Annotated in this window: 21 protein-coding genes (1 of these 21 cut by a window edge); 11 read left to right on the top strand and 10 right to left on the bottom strand. The window is 65.6% G+C overall.

What is annotated here, in order from left to right:
- Genes AACH87_RS20060 through AACH87_RS20035 form a run of 6 tightly spaced genes read right to left on the bottom strand, consistent with a single transcriptional unit; the run spans position 1 to position 6,809 of the window.
- A complete protein-coding gene (locus AACH87_RS20060; RefSeq protein WP_338796331.1) occupies positions 1 to 1,287 on the bottom strand; it encodes an amino acid deaminase in 1,287 nt (428 codons plus the stop codon).
- The gene (locus AACH87_RS20055) at positions 1,284 to 2,306 is read right to left on the bottom strand and encodes an oligopeptide/dipeptide ABC transporter ATP-binding protein (RefSeq protein ID WP_338796330.1); all 1,023 of its coding nucleotides are present in this window, start codon (positions 2,304 to 2,306) and stop codon (positions 1,284 to 1,286) included. The genes AACH87_RS20060 and AACH87_RS20055 overlap by 4 nt, the downstream gene beginning before the upstream one ends.
- Entirely contained in the window at positions 2,303 to 3,367 is a 1,065-nt protein-coding gene (locus AACH87_RS20050) for an ABC transporter ATP-binding protein (protein WP_338796329.1), read from the bottom strand. Before AACH87_RS20050 ends, AACH87_RS20055 begins: the two co-directional genes overlap by 4 nt.
- Positions 3,364 to 4,227 (bottom strand): ABC transporter permease, encoded by an 864-nt coding sequence (locus AACH87_RS20045; protein WP_338796328.1) that lies wholly within the window; start codon positions 4,225 to 4,227, stop codon positions 3,364 to 3,366. The genes AACH87_RS20050 and AACH87_RS20045 overlap by 4 nt, the downstream gene beginning before the upstream one ends.
- A complete protein-coding gene (locus AACH87_RS20040; RefSeq protein WP_338796327.1) occupies positions 4,224 to 5,174 on the bottom strand; it encodes an ABC transporter permease in 951 nt (316 codons plus the stop codon). Before AACH87_RS20040 ends, AACH87_RS20045 begins: the two co-directional genes overlap by 4 nt.
- Positions 5,175 to 5,192: 18 nt before the next feature.
- Positions 5,193 to 6,809 carry an ABC transporter substrate-binding protein gene (locus tag AACH87_RS20035; RefSeq protein ID WP_338796326.1) on the bottom strand — a complete coding sequence of 539 codons (1,617 nt, stop codon included), beginning with the start codon at positions 6,807 to 6,809 and terminating at the stop codon, positions 5,193 to 5,195.
- 117 nt (positions 6,810 to 6,926) lie between these two features.
- Here AACH87_RS20035 and AACH87_RS20030 point away from each other — a divergent pair, with 117 nt between their 5' ends.
- Both AACH87_RS20030 and AACH87_RS20025 read left to right on the top strand, forming a co-directional pair.
- Positions 6,927 to 7,316, top strand: coding sequence for a RidA family protein (locus AACH87_RS20030; RefSeq protein ID WP_338796325.1), 390 nt, complete (start codon positions 6,927 to 6,929; stop codon positions 7,314 to 7,316).
- A 3-nt stretch (positions 7,317 to 7,319) separates the two neighbouring features.
- A complete protein-coding gene (locus AACH87_RS20025) occupies positions 7,320 to 8,300 on the top strand; it encodes a sugar kinase (RefSeq protein WP_338796324.1) in 981 nt (326 codons plus the stop codon).
- 92 nt (positions 8,301 to 8,392) lie between these two features.
- Here AACH87_RS20025 and rocF read toward each other — a convergent pair whose 3' ends face one another.
- Together rocF and AACH87_RS20015 are read right to left on the bottom strand one after the other, a co-directional pair.
- Positions 8,393 to 9,376 (bottom strand): arginase, encoded by a 984-nt coding sequence (rocF, locus tag AACH87_RS20020; protein WP_338796323.1) that lies wholly within the window; start codon positions 9,374 to 9,376, stop codon positions 8,393 to 8,395.
- The gene (locus tag AACH87_RS20015) at positions 9,373 to 10,527 is read right to left on the bottom strand and encodes an ornithine cyclodeaminase (RefSeq protein ID WP_338796322.1); all 1,155 of its coding nucleotides are present in this window, start codon (positions 10,525 to 10,527) and stop codon (positions 9,373 to 9,375) included. The genes rocF and AACH87_RS20015 overlap by 4 nt, the downstream gene beginning before the upstream one ends.
- A 439-nt stretch (positions 10,528 to 10,966) precedes the next feature.
- Here AACH87_RS20015 and AACH87_RS20010 point away from each other — a divergent pair, with 439 nt between their 5' ends.
- The 3 genes from AACH87_RS20010 to AACH87_RS20000 all read left to right on the top strand — a co-directional run bounded on the left by AACH87_RS20010 (position 10,967) and on the right by AACH87_RS20000 (position 15,289).
- A complete protein-coding gene (locus AACH87_RS20010; protein ID WP_338796321.1) occupies positions 10,967 to 12,730 on the top strand; it encodes a methyl-accepting chemotaxis protein in 1,764 nt (587 codons plus the stop codon).
- Between the two features lie 136 nt (positions 12,731 to 12,866).
- Positions 12,867 to 13,922 (top strand): DNA polymerase III subunit delta, encoded by a 1,056-nt coding sequence (gene holA, locus AACH87_RS20005; protein WP_338796320.1) that lies wholly within the window; start codon positions 12,867 to 12,869, stop codon positions 13,920 to 13,922.
- A complete protein-coding gene (locus AACH87_RS20000) occupies positions 13,922 to 15,289 on the top strand; it encodes an FAD-binding oxidoreductase (RefSeq protein ID WP_338796319.1) in 1,368 nt (455 codons plus the stop codon). The genes holA and AACH87_RS20000 overlap by 1 nt, the downstream gene beginning before the upstream one ends.
- Before the next feature lie 171 nt (positions 15,290 to 15,460).
- On the opposite strand, the gene AACH87_RS19995 is transcribed toward AACH87_RS20000, so the two are convergent.
- Together AACH87_RS19995 and AACH87_RS19990 are read right to left on the bottom strand one after the other, a co-directional pair.
- Entirely contained in the window at positions 15,461 to 15,784 is a 324-nt protein-coding gene (locus AACH87_RS19995) for a hypothetical protein (protein ID WP_338796318.1), read from the bottom strand.
- Positions 15,781 to 16,071 (bottom strand): hypothetical protein, encoded by a 291-nt coding sequence (locus tag AACH87_RS19990; protein WP_338796317.1) that lies wholly within the window; start codon positions 16,069 to 16,071, stop codon positions 15,781 to 15,783. Before AACH87_RS19990 ends, AACH87_RS19995 begins: the two co-directional genes overlap by 4 nt.
- A gap of 65 nt (positions 16,072 to 16,136) precedes the next feature.
- Here AACH87_RS19990 and AACH87_RS19985 point away from each other — a divergent pair, with 65 nt between their 5' ends.
- The 6 genes from AACH87_RS19985 to AACH87_RS19960 all read left to right on the top strand — a co-directional run.
- Positions 16,137 to 17,417 carry a glutamate-5-semialdehyde dehydrogenase gene (locus AACH87_RS19985; protein ID WP_338796316.1) on the top strand — a complete coding sequence of 427 codons (1,281 nt, stop codon included), beginning with the start codon at positions 16,137 to 16,139 and terminating at the stop codon, positions 17,415 to 17,417.
- 95 nt (positions 17,418 to 17,512) lie between these two features.
- A complete protein-coding gene (gene trkA / locus AACH87_RS19980) occupies positions 17,513 to 19,006 on the top strand; it encodes a Trk system potassium transporter TrkA (RefSeq protein ID WP_338796315.1) in 1,494 nt (497 codons plus the stop codon).
- Positions 19,007 to 19,021: 15 nt separating this feature from the next.
- Entirely contained in the window at positions 19,022 to 20,488 is a 1,467-nt protein-coding gene (locus tag AACH87_RS19975; protein WP_338796314.1) for a potassium transporter TrkG, read from the top strand.
- Between the two features lie 136 nt (positions 20,489 to 20,624).
- Entirely contained in the window at positions 20,625 to 21,920 is a 1,296-nt protein-coding gene (gshA, locus tag AACH87_RS19970) for a glutamate--cysteine ligase (RefSeq protein ID WP_338796313.1), read from the top strand.
- 221 nt (positions 21,921 to 22,141) lie between these two features.
- Positions 22,142 to 24,013: a potassium transporter Kup gene (locus tag AACH87_RS19965; RefSeq protein ID WP_338796312.1), complete on the top strand. Its 1,872-nt coding sequence runs from the start codon at positions 22,142 to 22,144 to the stop codon at positions 24,011 to 24,013.
- A gap of 71 nt (positions 24,014 to 24,084) precedes the next feature.
- Positions 24,085 to 24,349 carry the beginning of a benzoate/H(+) symporter BenE family transporter gene (locus AACH87_RS19960; RefSeq protein WP_338796311.1) on the top strand. It continues 926 nt past the right edge of the window, so the window shows 265 of its 1,191 coding nt (coding positions 1-265); it begins with the start codon at positions 24,085 to 24,087; its stop codon lies beyond the right edge, outside the window.

Raw genomic sequence — 24,349 nt, 5'->3', positions numbered from 1 at the left:
TCAAAAACGGGTGCTGATGGCGCGGGTGATGGTGCCTTCGTCGTCCACGACGGGCAGCCAGCGCCATTTGTCGAAAGTGGTGCAGGGGTGCGAAATGCCCAGGGCCACCCGGTCGCCCACGGCGGGGGCGGGGCCTGTTGCGGGGTCGTAGCGCAGGTAGGCGTGGTGGTCGTTGAGCGCGCTCACCGTCCACCCGGTGGGGGTGCTGGCAGCGCGGCGCTCGTGGCGCGGCGCCCAGCGCACGGGCACGGGCATCTCCAGATCGTACGAGACATCACGCCGCCCGCCGCTGAGCAGGGCCAGCCCAGGCTCGGGCACCGATTGCACCAGGGTCCAGACTTCAAGCGCGGGGCGCAGCGAGGCGTCCAGCCCCTCGCGCTGCTCCACATGCTTCAAGAAGCGCTGGTAGTTGCCATGGTCGTGCGTGATGTAGCAGCCCGAGCGCAGTATGCCCAGCACGGGCTTGGACAAGCCCTGGGTGCGCAGCAGCGGGATGACAAGGTCGAACACGGCCGAGCCGCCTGCGGTGAGCAGGATCTCGGCATCGGCAAACAAGCCCTGCGCATCGCACGCGCGGGCCACTTCGGTCACGCGGCGCACCAGCGCCGTGACTTCGCGCGCATCGTGCTCACTGTCGCAGCGGGCCACGCCGCCCTCGTAGCATTCCACGCCGCCCAGCTGCACTGCGGGCGATTGGGCGATGGCCTGGGCCAAAGCCAAAGCCTCTGCTAGCGTGCGGCAGCCGGTGCGCTGGCCGGGCACGCCCATCTCCAGCAGGGTGTCCAGGCGCTTTTCACCGCGCGCGGTGTGGCCGCGCCGCTCGGCCCAGTCTTCAATGCAGCGCAACTGCGTCAGGCTGTCGATGAGGAACCACACGCGCAGGTCGGGGTGGCGCTGCAGCAGTGCGTGCAGGCCGTCCAGGTCGGCATCGCCCAACACCTGGTTGGCGATGATGGCGCGGCGTGCACCGGCCTCCACCCCCACGCTGAGCTGGTACACGGTGGCAAAGGTCAGGCCCCAGGCGCCTGCCTGCAGCTGCTCGGCAAACAGCTCGGGCGACAGCGTGGTCTTGCCGTGCGGCGCCAGGGCCACGCCCTTGCGCTCGGCATAGGCCTGCATCCATGCCAGGTTGTGGGCCAGGGCGCTTTCGCGGATGACGGCAATGGGCAAGGGCAAATCGCCCGCCAGCACGTTCCAGCCGCGCTGGCCCAGGTCGGCAGGGCGGCAGGGCGCGGCGTGCAGCGGGTAGCCCTTGCAGCGGTGGTCGAGCAGGAATTCGTCGGTCATGGTGCGGGGTTTGTCGGTGCGGTTTTCCAGCAGGCGTGCAGGTGGCCGGGGGCCACTTCGCGCAATTGCATGTCGGCGCTGGCGCAGCGCGCCTCGGCCTGTGGGCAGCGGGTACGGAACACGCAGCCTGAGGGCGGATTGGCCGGACTGGGCAGGTCGCCTTGCAGCAGCGCAATGCTGCGGCGCTGGGCGGGGTCTGGGATGGGCGCGGCGGCCAGCAGGGCCTGGGTGTAAGGGTGCTGGGGCGTGGCGTACAGCGCTTCGGTCGGGGCAATCTCCATCACCCGGCCCAGGTACAGCACCACCACGCGGTCGCACAGGTACTCCACCACATCCAGGTCGTGCGAGATGAACAGCAGCGTCAGGCCCAGCTGCTCCTTCAGCTCGCCCAGCAGGTTCACGACCTGCGCCTGGATGGAAACGTCCAGCGCCGACAGGGGCTCGTCGGCCACGATGAATTGTGGCTCCACCGCCAGCGCACGCGCAATGCCAATGCGCTGGCGCTGCCCACCCGAGAACTCGTGCGGAAAACGCTCGGCATGTTCGGGCCGCAGGCCCACCTGCTCCAGCAACTGGTGGATGCGCGGCAGGCGCGCAGCGCCCTGGGCCAGACCGTGCGTATCCAGCGCCTCGGCCAGCACTTCGCGGATGCGCATGCGGGGGTTCAGGCTGGCATACGGGTCCTGAAAAATGATCTGGATCTGTGATCGCAGCGGGCGGTATTGCGACTGCGAGAGCTGGGCCAGGTCTTGCGGCGCAGCACCGCCGTGGTAGCGCATGGCGCCGCTCGTAGGGTCTACCAGGCGCGTGAGCAGGCGGCCAATGGTGCTCTTGCCCGAGCCCGATTCGCCCACCAGGCCCAGGGTCTCGCCCCGGTGGATGGTGAAGCTCACGTCGTCCACCGCGCGCACGGGGTGTGGGCCGCTACCAAAGTGCTTGCGCAGGTGGGCAATTTCCAAAAGCGGTGCAGCGGTATCGGTCGGGGCCATGGTGGGGTGTGGGTTCAGGACGGCGTTCATGCGCTCACCTCGGCGGGTTCGGTGTGTTCCTCGCGGTGCAGGCAGCGCACCATGCGGCGGGGGCCTGCCGCCTCCAGCGCGGGCATGGCGTGGGTGCAGTCGGGTTGCTGGCGGGCGCAGCGCGGCGCAAAGGCACAGCCGGGCGGTGGCGCCAGCGGGCTGGACACCTGGCCCGGTATGGCCACCAGTTGCCGCCGGCCGTGGGTGGGCGTGCCTGCGGCCAGGGCTTGCCGCCGGGCCACGCCGGGCAGGCAGGCCAGCAGGCCGCGCGTGTAGGGGTGCTCGGGCCGTGCAAACAGGTCGTGCACAGGTGCGGACTCAACGATGCGCCCGGCGTACATCACGGCCACGGCGTCGGCGTATTGCGCCACCACGCCCAGGTTGTGCGTGATGAACAGCATGCTCATGCCGGTCTCTTTCTGCAGCCGCCCCATCAACGACAGGATCTGCGCCTGGATGGTCACGTCCAGCGCAGTGGTGGGTTCGTCGGCAATCAGCAGCGTGGGGTTGCAGGCCATGGCCAGCGCAATCATCACGCGCTGGCGCATGCCGCCCGAGAGCTGGTGCGGGTACTCGTGCACGCGCTGCGCAGCGGCGGGGATCTCGACCAGCTCCAGCATGCGGCGGGCGTGGGCCAGCGCGGCGCTGCGGTCCATCTTCAGGTGCAGGCGGGCCGATTCGGCAATCTGCTCGCCCACCGTCAGCACCGGGTTCAGGCTGGTCATGGGCTCCTGGAAGATCATGGCCAGCTCGTTGCCGCGCAGCGTGCGCTTCTCGGCTTCGGGCATCGCCAGCAAATCGACCTTGCGGCCGTCGCGCTGCACAAACCAGGCCTGGCCCGTGACCTGCGCCTGCGAGGTGCGGGCGTGCAGGCCCATGAGGGTGAGGCTGGTCACCGACTTGCCCGAGCCCGATTCGCCCACCAGCGCCAGCGTCTGGCCGGGGTGGATGGCAAAGGACACATCGGCCACGCTCTGGATGCGGCCCGCATCGGTGGCAAACGAGGTGGACAGGCCGCTGACTTCGAGCCGGGGCGCGGCGCTCATCGTGGGGGATGTCATACGGTCTTCTTCAGTTTGGGGTCGAGCAGGTCGCGCACGCCGTCGCCCAGCATCTGCAGCGACAGGGCCGTGAGCACGATGGCCACGCCGGGGGCAAAAATGGTCCAGAACGCCTTGTCGGCATAGTCCAGGCTGCCCGCAATCATGGTGCCCCAGGTGGGGATGTCGGGCGGCACGCCCACGCCCAGAAAGGACAGGCCTGCCTCGGCCAGGATGGCGTAGGCAAAGATGAAGGTCACCTGCACCAGGATGGGCGACATCAGGTTGGGCAGGATGTGGCGCCACAGGATGAGGTGCGTGCGCACGCCCAGGGCGCGGGCTGCGTCCACAAACAGCAGCTCGCGCAGCACCAGCGTGGTGGCGCGCACCACGCGGGCCACACGCGGGGTGTAGACGATGACCAGCGCCAGCATCACGTTCCACAGCGACACGCCCAGGATGGACACGAGTGCGATGCCCAGCAGGATGTCGGGGAAGGACATCATCGCGTCCACCAGGCGCATCAGCGGGGCGTCGAGCTTGCGGAAGAACCCCGCCAGCATGCCCAGCAGCGTGCCCAGCAGCACGGCGCCTGCGGCGGTGACCAGACCGATCAGCAGCGAGTAGCGCGCGCCGTGCACGATGCGCAGCAACACATCGCGGCCCAGCTCGTCGGTGCCTGCCCAATGCGCGCCCGAAGGCGCATGCAGGCGCTCGCTGATGGACAAGGCGTTGGGGTCGGCGTCAGACACCCAGGGGAAGACGATGGCGACGGTTGCCACCATTGCAATCACGATGGCAGCGGCCAGCACCACCTTGCGGGCGAACAGGCGGCGCAGCACAGCCCGCAGGCGGTGCCAGAAAGAAGGGCTCGGGTTCATGGGGCTTCCAGGCGGATACGGGGGTCCACCAGCGTGTACAGAAAGTCGATGGCCAGATTGATGAAGACGTAGATGGCGGCAATCATCAAGAGCGTGCCTTGGATCACGGGGTAGTCGCGCCGTAGTACGGCCCGCACCACCAGGTTGCCCACGCCGGGCAGGTTGAAGACGGTCTCGGTCACCACCGTGCCGCCAATCATCAGCGCCATGGTCAGGCCCAGCACGGTGACGATGGGCACCAGCGCGTTGCGCAGCACATGCTTGACCATGATGGTGCCTTCGGGCAGGCCCTTGGCGCGGGCGGTGCGCACGTAGTCTTCGCCCAGGATGTCGAGCATGGATGCGCGCGTAAAGCGGATGATGAGCGCCGAATTGAGCAGCCCCAGCACGAGCGCAGGCAGCATGAGGTGCGACAGCCGCTCGCCCAGCGTGGCCGTGGGGTCGCCATAGCCCGAGGCCGGAAACCACCCCAACTTGACCGCAAACAGCTGGATGAGGATGAGGCCGAGCCAGAAGCTGGGCACACTCGCGCCCAGCATGGCCACGCCGCTCACGGCCTGGTCGGTGGCGCTACCGCGCCAGACGGCGGCGGCCATGCCGCAGGGCACGCCCACCAGCGCGGCAATGCCCACGGCAAACAGGGCGAGGAACAGCGTGGGCTCGGCCCGCTCCAGCAGGGCCTGGGCCACGGGGCGCTGCAGGAACAGCGACTGCCCCAGGTTGCCCTGCAGCAGCTCACCCACCCACAGCGCAAACTGCACCGGCAGGGGCTTGTCCAGCCCATACTGCGCGCGGGCCTGGGCAATGTCGGCAGCGGTGGCTTGGTCGCCCAGCAGCAGCGCCACCGGGTCGCCCGAGGCCAGCCGCGTGAGGCAGAACACCAGCACTGCCACCAGGGCCAGCACCACCACGGCGCCGCCCAGGCGCTTTAATAAAAATCGCATCATGGTGCTGTCTGCCCCTGCTTACTTGGCCAGTCCCGTGTTCCAGAAGAACGGCCAGATGGCCGGTGTGTAGCCTTGCAGCTTGGCCGAGCGTGCCGACAAGCCGTTGAACTTGCCCACCTCGATGAACGGCACTTCGTCGTACACCACCTGCTGCACCTTGCCCCACAGCGCTCCGCGCTTGGCCGGGTCGGTCTCCTGGTTGAAGGCGGCCAGGGTGGACTTCTTGGCGTCAGATTCCCACCAGCCCGGCGCACCGTCGCCCAGCTGTGGTGGCGAGAGCATGGGCTCGGGGAACAGACCCGAGTGGGTGAAGTACACGTCCCACAGCTTGGGGTCGTTGCGGCGCTGCACCAGCGTGGCCCAGTCCACCACCTGCAGCTCGGTCTTGAAGCCCGCCTTCTTGAGCTGCTCGGACATCACCAGCGCCATGTTGTAGTGGAACTCGTACTGGCGGCTGGCCATGATGCGCACGGGCTGGCCGTTGTAGCTGGCCTTGGCCGCCTGGTCCTTGGCGGCTTGCGGGTTGCGCTCGTTGTAGAGCTTGCTGCCCGCGTTCGAGTAGTACGGCGTGCCCTTGGGGAAGAAGTTGGGCTCCACCACAAAGAAGCGGTTGTCGCCAAAGCCTGCGGCCAGCAGCTCGCCCGTGCCCACGGCCGTCTGCACTGCCCGGCGCAGGGGCTGCGAGGCCAGCACGCCTTCCTTGGTGTTGAACACGATGTACGGAAAACCAAAGTTCTTGGTCACGATGGGCACCACGGCGGGGGCGCCTTTTTCGACGCGGCCAATGGCCTCCACGGGCAGCAGGTCGGCGTACTGGAACTGGCCCGAGAGCGCGCCTTCGACGCGCGTATTGGCGCTTGGCACGGGCACAAAGCGCAGCTCATCGAGCAGCGCCTCGCGCTTGCCGGCGTAGCCGCTGGCGGCTTCCTTGCGGCTGGCGTAGCCGTCAAAACGCACCAGCACGGTGAATTGGTCGGGGCGGCGTTCCTTGAACTGGTAAGGGCCGGTGCCTATGAAGTCCTTGAGCTGGGGCGCAATGCTCTCCTTGGCCATGATGGCGGCCATGCCACTGGGCAAAGCCAGCTGGGCCAGCAGCGGGGCGTAAGGATTTTTCAGCTTCAGCTCGACGGCCAGTGCGCCCTTGGCGGTGAGCGAGGCCACTTCCTTGCCCACGGCCTTGCCACGGGGGTTCAGCTCCATCCAGCGCTGCAGCGATGCCACCACGTCGTCGGCTGTCATCTCGCGGCCGTTGTGGAACTTCACGCCCTTGCGCAGGGGAATGGTGTAGGTCAGACCATCCTTGGAAACGGTGGGCAGGCTTTCGGCCAGCATGGGGGCGATGGCCCAGTTGCCATCAAAGGTGTACAGCGGCTCGTACACGTGCTGCATGATGGTGCCCACGAGGTCGGCAGTGCTCACCATGGGGTCCAGGCCCTGGGGCTCGCCCACCATGGCAAGGTTGGCGGCGCCGCCTTTGGCGGGGGCTGCCGTGGCGCTGCCCGTCTGGGCCGAACTGGCCCCGCTGGTCAGCGCCAGGGCGGCCACCAGAGCGGCAGCGCCCAGCACGCCACGGCGGCCCAGGGATTCACACGTTGGCAGCAGTTGCTGCACCACATTGGTTCCAGACGTTTGCATTGCGCACCTCGAAGTAATAGGATTACATGTAAAAGCACGTTCGATGCCAGAATTACCAATGAGACGGGCATTTCTGGAAGGAAGTGTGTAATATCTTTACTCAAAGGAGTGTTTTCCATGCCAGTAGAAACCCTTGGCCAATCCCCCGTCGCTTCCGACCGCCTGGCCCGTCCCCTCTCGCCCGCCACTCGCGCGGGCGATTTCGTTTTTGTGTCCGGCCAGGTGCCCACCGATGACCAAGGCCAAGTCATCGTGGGAGGCATCGAAGCGCAGACGCGCCAGGTGTTCCAGCGTGTGAAGGACGCGCTGGCCCTGGCCGACTGCACGCTGGCCGATGTGGCCAAAGTCAGCGTCTGGCTGGCCGATGCGCGCGACTTTGGCAGCTTCAACCGCGTGTACATGGAGTGTTTTGGCGACCACCGCCCCGCACGCTCCACCGTCGAATCGCGCCTGATGATCGACGCCAAGGTCGAGATCGACGTGACGGCCTACAAGCCGCGCGGCTGAGCCATGACCACGGCCAAACAACCCGTGTGGGATGTGGTGGCGCTGGGCGAGGCGCTGGTGGAGTTCAACCAGACCCGCCCCGGCGAGCCGCAATACCTGCAGGGCTTTGGGGGCGACACCAGCAACGCCGTGATCGCTGCCGCCCGCGCGGGCGCACGCACGGCGTACCTCACCCGCCTGGGCAGCGATGCCTTTGGCCAGGCCCTGCTGGACCTGTGGGCGCGCGAGGGTGTGGACACCACGGCGGTGGAGCGCGATGCGCAGCACCCCACCGGCATCTACTTTGTGACGCACGGCGCAGCAGGGCACGAGTTCAGCTACCTGCGTGCAGGCTCGGCCGCCAGCCGCATGGCACCCGCGTGGCTGGAACAGACGTCGACGGATGCATCGGCGAATGGGCCCGCCACCGTGCTGCAGCAGTGCCGCATCCTGCATGTGTCGGGCATCTCGCTGGCCGTTTCGGCATCGGCGTGCGACACGGCCTATGAGGCCATGCGCGTGGCCCGGGCCGCCGGTGCGCGCGTGGCGTTTGACCCCAACCTGCGCCTCAAGCTCTGGCCGCTGGCGCGGGCGCGGGCCTGCATCGCGCATGCGGTGTCGCTGTGCGACATCTTCCTGCCGGGGCTCGATGACATGGCCGCGCTGCTGGGCCTGCACGACGCCGATGCGATTGCCGACTGGGGCCATGCGCAGGGCGCAGCCACGGTGGTCGTCAAGCTCGGAGCCGATGGGGTGTTGCTGAGCAGCACCGACCCCGCCGTGCCCCGCCAGCGTGTGCCGGGCCGCAGCGTGGCGCTGGTGGATGCCACGGGGGCGGGCGACTGCTTTGATGGCAACCTGCTGGCGCGGCTGGCGTTGGGTGACGACTTGGCGGCTGCCGTGCGTTATGCCAACGCGGCCGCATCGCTCACCGTGCAGGGCTTTGGTGCGGTGGCCCCCCTGCCCACGGCCGAGCAGGTGCGGGCGGTGATGCCCGGGCCATGACCCGTTTTGCCGTCATGCGGGCTTGAAGGAAAAGCGCTGCCTGCGCTTATACATCCAGCGCAGGCAGCTATCTTTTTAATAGCTAACCGCCATCACACCGGCCGCGTACGCATCAGCGTGCTCTTGCCAAACAGCGACTCCACCAGGTCCACCGCCAGCACGGCGGTCTTGTTGCGCACGTCCAGGGCCGGGTTCAGCTCCACGATGTCGAGCGAGGCCAGGCGGCCACTGTCGGCAATCATCTCCATGCACAGCTGTGCTTCGCGGTAGGTGGGGCCGCCGGGCACGGTGGTGCCTACGCCTGGGGCGATATCGGGGTCCAGAAAATCCACGTCAAAGCTCACATGCAGGTGGGTGTGGGCGTCCATGCCTGCCAGCGCGCGTTCCATCACCTGGCGCATGCCCACCTCGTCGATGGCGCGCATGTCAAACACCTCCAGGCCCTGCTCGTGCACAAAGCGCTTCTCGCCCGCGTCCACACTGCGGATGCCGATTTGCCGGATTTGCGAAGGGTGCAGCGCCGCACTGCCCCCGGGCATGGCCGCCAGCTGTGTCAGCTCTGCCGGGCCAAAGCCGCACAGGCACGCCACGGGCATGCCGTGCACGTTGCCGCTGGGCGTCAGCGCGCTGGTGTTGAAGTCGGCATGCGCATCCAGCCACAGCACACGCAGCTTTTTGCCCACTTCGGCACAGTGCCGGGCCACGGCGCTGATGCTGCCCAGGCCCAGGCTGTGGTCGCCACCCAGCAAGATGGGCAGGTGGCCCAGCTGCAGCTCCGCGTATACCGCTTCGTACACCAGCCGGTTCCACTGCACCACCTCGGGCAGATGGCGGTAGCCCTCCAGCGGCGGCTGCCACGGGTTGGCCGGGCCGCTGAGGTTGCCGCGGTCAAACACCTGCAGGCCGTGCGATTCCAGCGCCGCCTGCAGCCCGGCCACGCGCAGGGCCTCAGGGCCCATCGATGCGCCGCGTGCGCCAGCGCCCACGTCAGTGGGGGCGCCAATCAGGCTGGTGGGGCGGGCGGGCCGCAGCACCTCGGGGTGTTGGGCATGGTGCGGGTGGGGTGCGTGGTTCATGGTGTGTTCAAGACTTCTGCAGCAGGTGGAGTGGTGACGGAGGGAAGGGGCGCTTTTGGCGTGTTGGTTGGTGCAGTGGCGGGGGCAGCGTTTTTTGCCGACTGTGGGCTGAAGTGTGATGCGCCTTGCAGTACGCCAAAGAGATCTTTGGGGTCTTGCATGTCGGGAATCAGGTCCAGTGGAGTTGCCAGGTCGGGGTGCGATCCCAACAGGCTGTGCAGCAACCGCAGGGCCGAGAAATCTTCCAGCGCAAAGCCCACCGAGTCAAACACCGTGACTTCGCCCGCGTGGCTGCGCCCTGGCGCATGCCCTTGCACCACCTGGGCGAACTCGGTGACGGCAAAGCTGGCGGGCAGTTGCTGAATCTCTCCCTCAATGCGCGACTGGGGCTCAAACTCCACCACCACGCGCGCGTCGGGCCGCTGCAGGATGGCGGGGTGCAGTTCGGTCTTGCCGGGGCAGTCACCGCCCACGGCATTGAGGTGCATGCCAGGCTCGATCATCTCCGGCAGCAGGATGGTGGCATTGCGTTTGTCGGCCGTCACCGTGGTCACAATGTCGCAGCCACGCACCGCATCGGCTACGCTGGCGGAGCGCTGCACCTCCAGCCCCGGCAGACCCAGGCTGTGCAGGTGGCGCGCCAGTTTGGCAGTGGCCCCGGCATCCACGTCAAACAACTGCAAACGGCGAATGCCCAGCAGGTGGTAGAAGGCCAGCGCCTGGAACTCGCTTTGCGCACCGTTGCCAATCAGCGCCATGCTGCGGCTGTCGGGCCGGGCCATGTGGCGTGCCGCCAGGGCCGACATGGCGGCGGTGCGCAGTGCCGTGGTCAAGGTCAGCTCGCTCAGCAGCAGGGGGTAGCCGGTGTCCACATCGGCGAGCACGCCAAAGGCCGTGACGGTGAGCAACCCCTCGGCCGTGTTCTTGGGGTGGCCATTGACGTATTTGAAGCAGTACAGCTGCCCATCGCTGGTCGGCATCAGCTCAATCACCCCGACCGGGGAGTGGATGGCATGCCGGGGTGATTTGTCGAACTGCTCCCAGCGGCGGTAGTCGTGCGCAATGGCTTCGGTCAGCAGTTCCAGAAACTGGCGCAGGCCTGTGCGCTGCACCAGTTGCCGGACACCGCCCACGCCCAGATAGTTCACCATGGTTGTCTCCTCCTGTTGGCTCACGCCCCGGTGAAAAAGGGCTCTGCGTTGACAGGTTCAGCCAGGATGGCTGTTTGAACAGGTTCCTGGAACCTGTTGGCAGAACGATTGGGCGCGTGATGGAAAAATTTTGCTGTCAGCCAATGCCAATGAACAGCGCAGAAAGTGCCCAGTTTGTTTGGTGTATTGAACGTTTTGATCAATGCGAATGCCAAATGTGGCGCGACGCAATCAAGGCAGCAGCCCGCGTGTGCAAGGACCAACTTGTCGTACAAGTGGTGTGGGCAGGGGCGTGCTGAGGGTTTTTCCCTGTGTCAAACCGGTGCATCACAGCGCCGCAGTCGCTTAGGCTTCCAGTGTTTGTAATTGAATGTTTCGGATGGCAAGGTGCATTCGCCGTGCCTTGCCTCCGAATGCATATCTGAACGCTGGAGACACGATGCAGCTCGACAATATTTCTGTTTCACGCAAGCTCTGGTTTGCGTTTCTGGGTTTGATGGTTGCCATGGCCGTGGTGTCGGGCGTGGCCCAAAACCGTGGCAACTCCACCATGGCCCGTGCCATGGACGCTGTGGTGGAGATTGATGCCCGCGTGGTGGCCGCGGTGCGCTGGCGCGGCGCGACGGAAACGGCGGTCAACATGGTGATGGGTGGTGCGGTGACCACCGATGCCGTGCTGGCCCAGCAATACGACGCCCGCGTGAAAGAAATCATTGGCGGCATCAACAAGATTCAGGAAAGCATCGTGGCCAGCGCCACCGAGCCGGAAGAAAAGGCCGCGCTCGACAAGGTGCTGGCCGAGCGCAAACTGGTTCTGGCGGCCACAGCCAAAACCTGGGAGCTCAAGGGCGCAGGCGACGGCGTGGAAACCCAGCGCTACGCCGACGAGCAGCTCACGCCCATGGTGGCGCGCTACCTCAAGACGCAGGACGATTTCATCGCCGTGCTGGAACGCCGCCGTGACGCCGTGCGCGAAGAGGCCACAGCCCAGCGCATCCGTGCCGGGGTGATCAGCGGCTTTACGGCCCTGCTGGTGTTTGCCCTGGGCGCGCTGGCGGCCTGGTGGCTGGTGCGCTCGATCACCGAGCCGCTGCGGCAGGCGGTAGAAACCGCCAACGCCATCGCCGCAGGCGACCTCACCCGCGAGTTGCACTCCAGCCGCAAAGACGAACTCGGCCAGATGCTGCGCGCCCTCTCCGACATGTCCGCCCGCCTGCGCGGCGTGGTCAGCGAAGTGCGCCAGGGCGTGGACTCCGTCTCCTCCGCCTCCATCGAAATCGCCAACGGCAACCACGACCTCTCTGCCCGCACCGAACAAACCGCCGCCAACCTCGAAGAAACCGCATCGAGCATGGAGGAACTCACCGCCACCGTCACCCAGTCTGCCGACACCGCCCGCCAGGCCAACCAGCTTGCAGGCACCGCCGCCCAGGCCGCCGCCCGCGGTGGCGAAGTGGTGGGCCAGGTGGTCACCAGCATGCAGCAGATCACCGAAAGCAGCCGCAAGATCAGCGACATCATCGGCGTCATTGACGGCATTGCCTTCCAGACCAACATCCTGGCGCTGAACGCCGCCGTGGAAGCCGCCCGCGCAGGCGAACAAGGCCGCGGCTTTGCCGTGGTGGCCAGCGAAGTACGCAACCTGGCCGGGCGCAGCGCCGAAGCCGCCAAGGAAATCAAGACCCTCATTGGCAAATCGGTCGAAAACGTTGAAAGCGGCTCCGAACAAGTCGCCCAGGCCGGCAAGACCATGGACGAAATCGTCGCCAGCGTGCGCCGCGTCAGCGACCTCATTGGCGAAATCACCGCATCGTCTACAGAACAACGCGACGGCATTGCCCAGGTCAACCAGGCCGTGGCCAACCTGGACCAGATGACCCAGCAAAACGCCGCGCTGGTGGAAGAATCCACCGCAGCCGCAGCCTCCATGCGCGACCAGGCGCAGCGGCTGGCCGAAGTGGTGGCCGTGTTCAACGTGGGGTCCAGCGGCAGTGCCCGTGCCGCCATCCCGGCTCCGGCGCCTGCACCCCGCCCCACACCGGCCCAGCGCTTTGCCCCCGCTCCCGCCAAGGCTGTGGCGGCCCCCAAGGCAGCGCCAGCGGCCAAGCTCACCAGCAGCGCCAAGGCGCCCGCACCGGCCAAGGCCGCGGCGCCTGCACCTGCAGCGGGCAAGGGGAGTGATGATGAGTGGGAGAGCTTCTGAGGCGGGGGCTCGCCTGTGGAGGCATGCGCGGGTGGGTGCTATTGAGTTGATAGCTGCTTGCGCTTGTCTGTCAAGCGCTGGAGCCCAATAAGGCCATACCCCCGGAGTGTGAGCCGGGGGGCGATAAACTTTGCCCATGCAAGTCGCTTTGGCCCAACTTCACACACATCTCCAAAAGGGCCTGGCGCCGCTGTACGTGCTGCACGGCGACGAGCCCTTGCTGCAGCAGGAAGCCGCAGACGCCATCCGCGCCACCGCCCGCACCCAGGGCTACACCGAGCGCAGCAGCTACACCGTGGCCGGTGCCCACTTTGACTGGAGCGCCGTGCTCGCCGCAGGCGGAAGCTTGAGCCTGTTTGCTGACAAGCAGATCGTCGAAATCCGCATCCCCTCGGGCAAGCCCGGCAAAGATGGCAGTGTGGCGCTGCAGCAGGTGGCCGAATCGGCCCGGGGCAACGACAGCACGCTCACCATGGTCATGCTGCCGCGCCTCGATAAAGCCACCAAGACCGGCGCCTGGTTCGCCGCGCTGGAGGGCAACGGCATCTCCATCCAGATCGACCCCATCGAGCGCGGCCAGTTGCCGCAGTGGATTGCCCAGCGTCTGGCAGCACAGGGTCAGCGCGTGGTGGCGGGCGAGGAAGGCCAGCGCACCCTGCAGTTCTTTGCCGACCGGGTGGAAGGCAACCTGCTGGCTGCGCACCAGGAGATTCAAAAGCTCGCCCTGCTGCACCCGGCGGGTGAATTGACGCAAGCCCAAGTCGAAGCCGCCGTGCTCAACGTGGCGCGCTATGACGTGTTCAAGCTGTCCGAATCGGTGCTGGCCGGGCAGACCGGCCGTGTGCAGCGCATGCTGGACGGCCTGCAGGCCGAGGGCGAGGCCGAAGTGCTGGTGCACTGGGCGCTGGCCGAAGACATCCGTGCCCTGAAGCGCGTGAAAGACGCCATGAACGCAGGCAAGCCCCTGCCCATGGCCCTGCGCGAGAACCGCATCTGGGGCCCCAAGGAGCGGCTGTTTGAACGCATCCTGCCCAAGGCCAGCGATGCTGCCCTGGCGCGCCTGCTGCAATCCGCCCACATCGTGGACGGCATCGTCAAGGGCCTGAAGGTGCCCGACTGGCCGCAGGACGGCTGGCAGGCCCTGCAGCGTCTGGCCTTCCAGCTCTGCCGTCTGACCAGCGCGGCCCGGTGATGGCGCCTGCGGATTTCACCCTGCGGCCCTCGCAGGGTTCCCGGCCTTTGCGTCTGCCCCACGACGACGCCACCAACGGCTGGTCCGCCATCCTGCCCCCGCGCACACCACGCCCCGCGCTGCAGGGCGATGTGCAGGCCGACTGGCTGGTGCTGGGCGCGGGCTTTGCGGGCCTGGCCGCTGCGCGCCGCCTGGCCGAGCTGCGCCCGCACGCCCACATCGTGGTGGTGGATGCAGGCACCGTGGGCAACAACGCCTCGGGCCGCAACTCGGGCTTTGCGATTGATGTGCCGCACAACATTGGCAGCTCGCTTGAAGAGCTGCGCCAGGCCGCGCACTACCAGGCCTTGCTCACGGCGGGCATGAACGACCTGGAGCGGCTGGTGGCGCAGCACCGCATCGACTGCCAGTGGCGCCGCGCAGGCAAGTACCACTGCGCCGTATCGCCCGCCGCGGAGCGCACGCTGCAGCACCATGTGGATGAGCTGCGCGCCCTGGGTGCGCCGCACGAATTGCTGGACCGCAATGCTCTGGCCGCACGCCTGGGCACCCGCTACTTTGCTGCCGGGCTCTACACGCCGGGCACCGTGCTGCTCAACCCCGCCGCGCTGTGCCGGGGCCTGGCCGATGCGCTGCCCGCCAACGTCACCCTGCACGAGCAAACGCCGGTACAGCGGCTGGATCTATCCAGCGGCAAGGTGGTGGCGCATACCCCGCACGGCCGCGTGCGTGCGCCGCAGTTGCTGCTGGCGGCCAATGGCTTTGCGCAGCAGCTGGGCTTGTTTGGCAGTGCCTGGGGGGCGGAGACGTTTCCGCTGGTCACCTTCGGCTCGCTCACCGCGCCGCTCACGCCCGAGCAGCGCAGCCGCTTGGGCGCGCCCGAGGGCTGGGGCGTGACGCCCGCCAGTGCCGTGACAGGCGCCACGCTGCGCTACACGGATGATCACCGCATTCTGGTGCGCCAGGGCTTTGAATATGCGCCGCATTTCCGCGTCAGCCCTGCGGTGCGTGAGCGGGTGCGGCGTGAGCATGCCGCCGTGTTTGCCGCGCGTTTTCCGCAACTGGGCGATGTGGCGCTGGAGCATTTTTGGGAGGGCTCCATCGCCATCACCCGCAACGGCGCGCCGCGCTGGGGGCGGTTGGCCCCGCAGGTGCATGGCGTCGCCGGGTGCAATGGGGCGGGGGTGGTCAAGTTCACGGCCCTGGGGGCGTTGGCGGCGGATTTGGCGCTGGGGCAGGACCATCCGTTGTTGGCGCATGCCTTGGCGTTGGGCGGGCCGACGCGTATGCCGCCGCAGCCGTTCATGGGGTTGGGGGTGCGGGCTTATATTGCGCGGGAGAAGTGGTTGGGGCGGGCGGAGATTTGAGGATTTTTTGGCTACTAGCGCTTGTGGAATAAGCTCAGGCAGCTATGAAATTGGTAGTGATTGCCTGGAGTTTTTGGCCCCCAGTCACGCCGCCGTCCGTTCGGGTTGAGCTTGTCGAAGCCTGGGCGCTCCGCCCTACACGGCTAGGTGATTTGACGCATGGTTTTCAACTTAAAACTCCGATGCGTTCAGGCCAAACTTCTTCCCGATGCCTGCCACCTTGGGAACAAGATCAAACCGTACTGATGATGAATAGCTTATGACCGCACATTGTTCATACAGCTCTAGAACGAACGGACGAGCAACTTCATCTGACCCAAATACCGCCTCAATCTCATTTTTGAAATCATCGATATCTGCATGGCCAATTGCTGGATGGTGGCCGTGCGCCGCAAAACTTGTGGTGATATCACCGAACTTCAATTTCGCTTTCTTTCGCTTCGCTGGCGTATCAAAGGCTTCTGACCAGCGCCACAAGAGTAGGTTATGGCTCATGGTGCAATGACGTCTAACGTGGCTTGGGCTTTTTCCACCCACATCGTCAGGTTTGCTACCAAGTCCTTCTGGCTGAACGAGCAGCTTTCTTCCGAAAACAGCGCGCTGGATTCCAGCCGGTCCAGCAGGTTCAGCAGCACCTCGCTGTAGCGCGGGGGCAGGGCGGCGAGCAGCGTGGTTTGCTGGCGGGCCAGGGTGCTCAGGGCGGCGGCGGTGTGGTCGCCGCGTTCGAAGGCTTGCAGGGCTTGGGCCAGGGTGGTGAGTTGGGTCGAAGCGGTGTCGGTCATGGTCGTGATGTGGTGTGCAACGGGGCAGGCCGCAAGGGTAAGGCCCAATGCGGCAAAATCGTGGGATGAACGCCCTCAATGTCGCTGAATACACGCAATCCCTCGGTCTCCAGGCAAAAACGGCCTCTGCGCTGATGGCGAAAGCGCCGGCAGCTATCAAAAACAAAGCGTTGCTAGCCCTGGCCCGTTTGCTGCGTGAGCAGACCGAAGCGCTGCAGGTGGACAACGCCCGTGATCTGGACCGCGCGCGCGCTGCCGGGCTGGCCGAGCCGATGGTGGACCGTTTGAAGCTCAGCCCCAAGGTGCTGGAGACCTGCGCCCAGGGCTGCGAGCAGCTGGCGGCCATGGCCGATGTGATTGGCGAGATCATTGGCATGAAGCAGCAGCCCAGCGGCATCCGTGTGGGGCAGATGCGGGTGCCGATTGGCGTGTTCGGCATGATTTACGAGAGCCGCCCCAACGTGACCATCGAGGCCGCGTCCTTGAGCATCAAGAGCGGCAATGCCTGCATCTTGCGTGGCGGCTCGGAAGCCATTGATTCCAACCGGGCGCTGGCCAAGCTGGTGCAGCAGGCACTGGCCGAGGCGGGCCTGCCGCAAGATGCGGTGCAGCTGGTGCAGACCACCGACCGCGAGGCCGTGGGCCAGCTCATTGCCATGCCTGAGTTTGTGGATGTGATCATCCCCCGTGGCGGCAAGGGCCTGATCGAGCGCATCAGCCGCGAGGCCAAGGTGCCCGTCATCAAGCACCTGGACGGCAATTGCCACACCTATGTGGACGACCCGTGCGACATCGCCATGGCGGTGAAGGTGGCCGACAACGCCAAGACCAACAAGTACAGCCCCTGCAATGCGAGCGAGGGCCTGCTGGTGGCGCGCGGTGTGGCGGCTGAGTTTTTGCCCAAGATCGGCGCCGTTTATGCCGCCAAGGGCGTGGAGATGCGCGGCTGCCCTGAATCGCTGGCCATCCTGCAATCGGTGGCGGGTGCCAAATTGGTAGCCGCGACGGAGCAGGACTGGAGCGAGGAATACTTGGCTCCGATCATCAGCGTGAAGGTGGTGGCGGGGGTGGATGAAGCCATTGCGCACATCAACCGTTACGGCAGCCACCACACCGATGCGATCCTGACGCGCGACCACATGCACGCCCAGCAGTTTTTGCGCGAGGTGGATTCGGCCAGCGTGATGGTGAACGCCAGCACACGCTTTGCCGATGGCTTCGAGTTTGGCCTGGGGGCGGAAATTGGCATCAGCACCGACAAGTTCCACGCACGCGGGCCAGTGGGCATTGAGGGGCTGACTTCGCTCAAGTACGTGGTGCTGGGCGAGGGCGAAGTGCGCAGCTGATGGTGCTGCATTTTTGATAGCTGCTTGCGCTTGTCAGATAAGCGCTGCAGCCCAAAAAGCCTTGAACCCTCTTACCCACCCATCTCGCTGACCGCATGAAAATCATCATCCTCGGGGCGGGCCGCGTGGGCGAGACGGTGGCCGATTCCCTGGTGTCCGAGCGCAATGACATCACCGTCATCGACACCGATGCCGAGCGCCTGCGCGATCTGGAGTCGCGCTTTGACCTGCGCGGGGTGGTGGGCAACGGCATCGAGCCTGCCGTGCTGGCCGAGGCCGGTGCGCAGGACACCGACATGCTGATCGCCTGCGCCGCGCAGGACGAAACCAATCTGGTGTGCTGCAAGATCGCGCAGCTGCTGTTCCACATTCCCACCCGCATTGCGCGGGTGCGCTCCACCGGGCTGGAGGGCGACGAGCGCCTGCTGGGCGCCGAGGGTTTTGCGGTGGACCGCATCATCTGCCCCGAGGAATCGCTCACGCGCTACATCGGCAAGCTCATCGACTACCCCGAGGCCATGCAGGTGCGCGAGTTTGCGGGTGGCCGCGCCTGTCTGGTGTCGGTGCGCGCGCAGCTGGGCGCACCCATGGTGGGCGGCACCATTGCCGAGCTGCGTGCCAGCGCGCCCGATGTGGCCGTGCGGCTGGTGGCCATCTACCGCCGCTTTCCGGACGAGCCCGACCGCTTTGTGGCTTGCGCGGGCGACACGCGCATCGAACCCGGCGACGAGGTGTTTGTGCTGGCGGCGCAGGAGCACATTGCCCATGTGCTGTCGGCCCTGCACCGGCGCAATGCAGCACCTGCCTCGCCCGTGCACCGCATCATGATTGCCGGGGGCGGGCGCGTGGGGCTGCGTTTGGCCCAGCAACTGGGCCAGCAGGGGCGGTTCCACGTCAAGGTGATCGAGTCTGACCCGCAGCGCTGTGTGGAGCTGGCCTCGGTGCTGCCGCCAGACGTGCTGGTGCTGCAGGGCGATACCACTGATGAGGACCTGCTGGGCGACGAGGGCGTGGAAGAGGTGGACCTGTTCCTGGCGCTCACCGACGATGATGAGGACAACATCATGTCCTGCCTGCTGGCCAAGCGCATGGGCGCGAGCCGCGTGCTGGCGCTCATCAACCGCCGCAGCTATGCTGATTTGATGCACGGCACGCAGATCGACATTGCGCTGTCGCCCGCGCAGGCCATGCTGGGCGAACTGCTGGCCTTTGTGCGCCAGGGCGATGTGCAGGCCGTGCACAGCCTGCGCCGGGGCGTGGCCGAGGCGCTGGAGATTGTGGTGCGCGGCGACCGCAAGACCTCGCGCGTGGTGGGCCGCAAGGTGAGCGACCTGGCCCTGCCGCGCGATGTGCACATGGGGCTCATCGTGCGCGGCCTGCCCGATGGAGCCCAGGCCGTGAGTGAAATCGGTGAACCAGGCGAAGGGCAGGAAGCCGCCCAGGCGGCAGGCCTGCCCGCGCCGCAGGTGATCATTCCGCGCAGCTCCACCGTGCTGGAGAGCAATGACCATGTGGTCTTCTTCCTGCCGCACAAGCGCCTGGTGCGCGAGGTGGAAAAGCTCTTCCGCGTGAGCGCCACGTTTTTCTGACGCAGCGGGGCCGCTATGGTGGACATGTTTCCCGTGCTGCGCGTGCTGGGCATTCTGGTGATGATTTTTGCCTCTGCCCTGGCGCTGCCCCTGGCCGTGTCGTGGTGGACCCAGGACGGCCTGTGGTTTGTGTACCCGCAGTGCATGGCGGCCACGGCCTTTGCCGGGGGCTGGCTGTGGTGGAGCTTTCGCGTCTTTCGCCGTGAGCTGCAGCCGCGCCATGGCGTGATGCTGGTGTCACTGGTATGGCTGCTGCTGCCCCTGTTTGCGGCCGCGCCGCTGATGCTGGCGGGGCACTACATCGGGCAGCCCATGTCCTTCACGCATGCGTACTTCGAGGCCGTCTCGGGCTTGACCACCACCGGATCGACCGTGATGACCGGTCTGGACACACTGCCCGTCTCCGTCAACATCTGGCGCACCTTCTTGCAGTGGCTGGGGGGCATGGGCATTCTCATCCTGGCGGTGGCTGTGCTGCCGCTGCTGGGCGTGGGCGGCAGCCAGCTCTTCAAGGCCGAGGCCGCAGGCCCGGTGAAGGACGCCAAGCTCACCCCCCGCATGACCGGCACGGCCAAGGGGCTGTGGGGGGTGTACGCGCTGTTTTCGTTGACCTGCGCGCTGGCTTACTGGCTGGGCGGCATGGCGCCGCTCGATGCCGTCATGCACATGTTCACCACGGTGAGCCTGGGTGGCCTGTCGCCATATGACGCGAGCTTTGGGCACTTCCAGTCGCCGTTGCTGGAGGCCATTGCCATCGTTTTCATGCTGGTGGCCAGCTGCAACTTTGCGCTGTATTTCGTGGCGTTTCGCAAGGGCGACTGGCGCGGCTTCTGGCGCGACCCGGAGCTGCGCGCCACGCTGGGCACGCTGATCGGCGGCGGGTTGGTGGTATCACTGCTGTTGTGGGCCAAGGGGGTGTATGAGCCGCTGGCTGCCCTGCGGCATGGCATGTTCAATACGGTGTCGCTGGCCACCACCACGGGTTACGCCACGGTGGACTACCTGGGTTGGCCCGTGTTTGCGCCAGTGCTGATGCTGCTGCTGTCGGGCGTGGCCACCAGCGCGGGCTCCACCGGCTGCGGCATCAAGATGGTGCGCATGCTCATCCTCGTCAAGCAGGCGCGGCGGGAGATGACGCGGCTGGTGCACCCACGCGCGGTGCAGCCCGTACGCCTGGGCGATGCGGTGGTGGACAACCGGGTGATCTTCTCGGTGCTGGCCTTCATGCTGGTGTACGGCGGCACGGTGATCGGCCTCTCCATGGTGCTGCTGCTGACCGACCTGGACCCGGTGACGGCGTTTTCTGCCGTGCTGGCCAGCGTGAACTGTGCGGGGCCGGGGCTGGGCAGCGTGGGGCCTGCGTCCAACTTTGCGGTGCTGACGGACTTTCAGGTGTGGGTGTGCACGCTGGCCATGCTGCTCGGGCGGCTGGAGATTTTGAGCTTCATGGCGGTGCTGACCCCTGCTTTCTGGCGGCGCTGAGAGCTGGCATTCCCAAAAGATCACCGGACGGGAAAGTTTTGTGGCCGGGGCACCATTGCGAACCGGGTGCCAGCCCCCATATCCCGAAATTCCCGTTCTCTACAATCGCTTTCCACTGTGTCCCCTGAGGGCTTTTATGGTTCCGCATCTCATCACGGCCCTCACAGGCCCGATCAACGAGCTTGAACAGCGCATTCTGGATTCCATGCCCGCCATCGAGCGGTGGTTTCGCCTGGAATGGATGGAGCACACGCCGCCGTTCTACACCTCGGTGGATATCCGCAATGCCGGCTTCAAGCTGGCACCGGTGGATACCAACCTGTTTCCTGGCGGCTGGAACAACCTGACCAAGGAAATGCTGCCCCTGGCCGTGCAGGCCGCCATGGCCGCCATCGAGAAGATCTGCCCCGAGGCGCGCAACCTCCTGATCATTCCCGAGAACCACACCCGCAACACCTTCTATCTGGCCAACGTGGTGCAGCTGCAGCGCATCTTCAACATGGCGGGCCTGAATGTGCGGGTGGGGTCCATCAGCCCCGAAATCAAGAAACCCACGCTCATCGAGTTGCCCAACGGAGATTCGGTGACGCTGGAGCCCGTGGTGCGCACTAAGGGGCGTCTGGGACTCAAGAACTTTGACCCCTGCACCATCCTGCTCAACAACGACCTGTCTGCGGGTGCCCCCGGCATTCTGGAAGACTTGCACGAGCAGTATTTGCTGCCACCCTTGCATGCGGGCTGGAGCGTGCGGCGCAAAAGCACCCACTTCAAGAACTACGAGGAAGTGGGCAAGCGCTTTGGAAAGATGCTGGGCATCGACCCCTGGCTGATCAACCCCATGTTCAGCCATGTCGGCGGGCTCAACTTTGCCGAGGACACTGGTGTGGAGGCTTTGCAGGCGTCCGCCGATGCCCTGCTGACCAAGGTGCGCCGCAAGTACAAGGAGTACGGCATCAACGAGAAGCCGTTCGTGGTGATCAAGCCGGACAACGGCACCTACGGCATGGGCATCATGACGGTGCGGGATGCCAAGGAGCTGGATGCCCTGAACCGCAAAACCAAGAACAAGATGGCCATCATCAAGGATGGCCAGGCGGTGTCGGACGTCATCATCCAGGAAGGTGTGCTGACCCAGGAGCGTGTGAACGACGCTGTGGCCGAGCCGGTGGTCTACATGATGGACCGCTACGTGGTAGGCGGCTTCTACCGCATGCACGCCGAGCGGGGGGTGGACGAAAACCTGAATTCGCCGGGTGCCAGCTTTGTGCCCCTGGCCTTTGAGCACAGCACCCACATGCCCCAGCCGGGCGCGCGCCCAGGGGTGAGTGCGCCCAACCGCTTCTATATGTATGGTGTGGTGGCTCGACTGGCCATGCTGGCGGCCAGCTACGAGCTGGAGGCTACAGACCCCGACGCCGAGGTGTACGACTGAAGCACGGCGGGGCGGGCGCTATGCTAAGCGCGCCCAGATGTGCAGAGGTGAGTGCGGACTGTCATCTGCATGCCACTGTTTGGCCGGAAACGCCAGAGGTGAGTTGCTGCGCTGCAACATTTGGAAACCTCTCCCCCAGCGGCTTGGGGTGACCGGCGCACAATAGCGCTCTCCCAAATTCTGGAACCCCGACCGGCCCGCGTGCCGCCGGGGCCGCTTCCGTGCAAAGCTCTTCCAAATCCTCGCTTGCAGCGCTCACGCTGGGCGCCATCGGCGTTGTTTATGGCGATATCGGCACCAGTGTGCTGTACGCCGTCAAAGAAGTTTTCGGCTCGGGCCATGTCCCGTTCACCCACGAAAACATCTACGGCATCCTCTCCATCTTCTTCTGGACCCTGACGGTCATCGTCTCCCTGAAGTACGTGGTGTTGGTGCTGCGCGCCGACAACAACGGCGAAGGTGGCTTGATCGCCATGCTGGCGCTGGCGTCACAAGCGGTCAAAGACAAACCCCGCCTGCGCGGAGCACTGCTGGCGGTGGGCATCTTCGGTACCTCGCTCTTTTATGGAGATGGCGTCATCACGCCAGCCATCTCGGTGCTCTCTGCGGTGGAGGGGCTGGAGGTGGTCTCTCCCCATTTCAAGCAGTATGTGATTCCCCTGACCCTGGTGGTGCTGTTTTGCCTGTTTGCTGTGCAAAAGCGCGGCACGGGGGGGATTGGCAAATTTTTTGGGCCGATCACGCTGGTGTGGTTCCTGACGCTGGCGGTACTGGGGCTGGTGCATATCCAGGGACATCCCGAGATTCTCTGGGCCTTGAGTCCGCACCACGCGGTGGGATTCATGTGGCACAACCCGGGCACGAGCTTCATCATCCTGGGCGCCGTGGTGCTCTGCGTGACAGGGGCTGAGGCGCTGTATGCGGATCTGGGCCACTTTGGCAAACGTCCCATCCGGTTGGCATGGTTCGGTGTGGCCATGCCATCGCTCACCCTGAATTACTTTGGACAGGGAGCGCTGCTGCTCGCTGATCCCGAGGCCGTCAAGAATCCCTTCTTCATGATGGCCCCGGACTGGGCGCTGGTGCCTTTGGTGGGACTAGCGACCTTGGCTACGGTGATTGCCTCCCAGGCGCTGATCACGGGGGCCTTCAGTGTCACCAAGCAGGTGATCCAGCTTGGCTATCTGCCGCGCCTCAACATCCAGCACACCAGCGTGCGTGACACGGGGCAGATCTATATGCCGCTGGTGAACTGGGGGCTTTTCGTCGCTATCGTCCTGGCCGTGGTCATGTTCCGCTCGTCCAGCAATCTGGCAGCTGCCTACGGTATTGCCGTGACGCTGGACATGCTCATCACCACCACGCTCACCTTCTTCGTCATCCGCTACGGCTGGGGTTATCCGCTGGCGTTGTGCGTGGCCGCCACCGGCTGTTTCTTTATGGTGGATCTGGCGTTCTTCGCGTCCAACCTGCTCAAGCTGCTGCAAGGCGGCTGGTTCCCTCTGATGATTGGCGGTGCGGTCTTCACCCTCATGATGACCTGGAAGGAAGGTCGCCGTCTGCTCAATGAGAAGCTGCGTGCCGACGCCATCGACCTGAAGGATTTTCTGGAATCCGTGTTCATCAGCCCGCCCACCCGCGTAGAAGGCACAGCGATCTTCCTCACGGCTGAGCCCGGTGCTGTGCCCAATGCCCTGCTGCACAACCTCAAGCACAACAAGGTGCTGCACCAGCAAAACCTGTTTGTTACGGTTCGCAACCATGAGGTTCCGTGGATTGGTCTGGACAAGCGACTGCAGGTGGAGCCTCTGGGCCATGACTGTTGGCAGGTGGTGGTGCATTACGGCTTCAAGAATGATCCTGACCTGCCCCGCGCTCTGGAGCCGCTACGCGGCCGCGGATGTGATGTGGAGGCGATGACCACCAGCTACTTCCTGTCCCGCGACACGGTGATTCCCACCATTGGCAGCGGCATGGCGCACTGGCGTGAAAAGCTGTTTGCCCAGATGCACCACAACGCCAGCGGTGCTGCCGACTTCCTGCATTTGCCCAACAACTCGGTGGTCGAGTTGGGCTCCAAGATCGAAATCTGACATCCATTGCCCTGGTCCCTCCGGCCATTGGCCGGAGAGGCCTCTGGTCTGGCGGGGCAGAATGCGCCCCCATGCAATTTTTCAAAGACATCAGCCTGTCGGCTTTCGTGGCAGGTTTTGTAGCCGTGCTGGTGGGATTCACCAGTTCGGTCGCTATCGTTTTTCAGGCGGCCCAAAGTTTTGGCGCGACGCCTGCCCAGATCACTTCGTGGATATGGGCCTTGGGTCTCGGTATGGGCCTGTGTTCCCTGGTGCCCTCTCTGGTACTGCGCAAGCCTGTGATGGTGGCTTGGTCTACACCGGGAGCGGCAGTGCTTGCCACGGCAGGAGCGGCAG

The organism is Acidovorax sp. DW039, from assembly GCF_037101375.1.
GTDB lineage: Bacteria > Pseudomonadota > Gammaproteobacteria > Burkholderiales > Burkholderiaceae_C > Acidovorax.
This window is presented reverse-complemented; position numbering and strand designations above follow the sequence as displayed.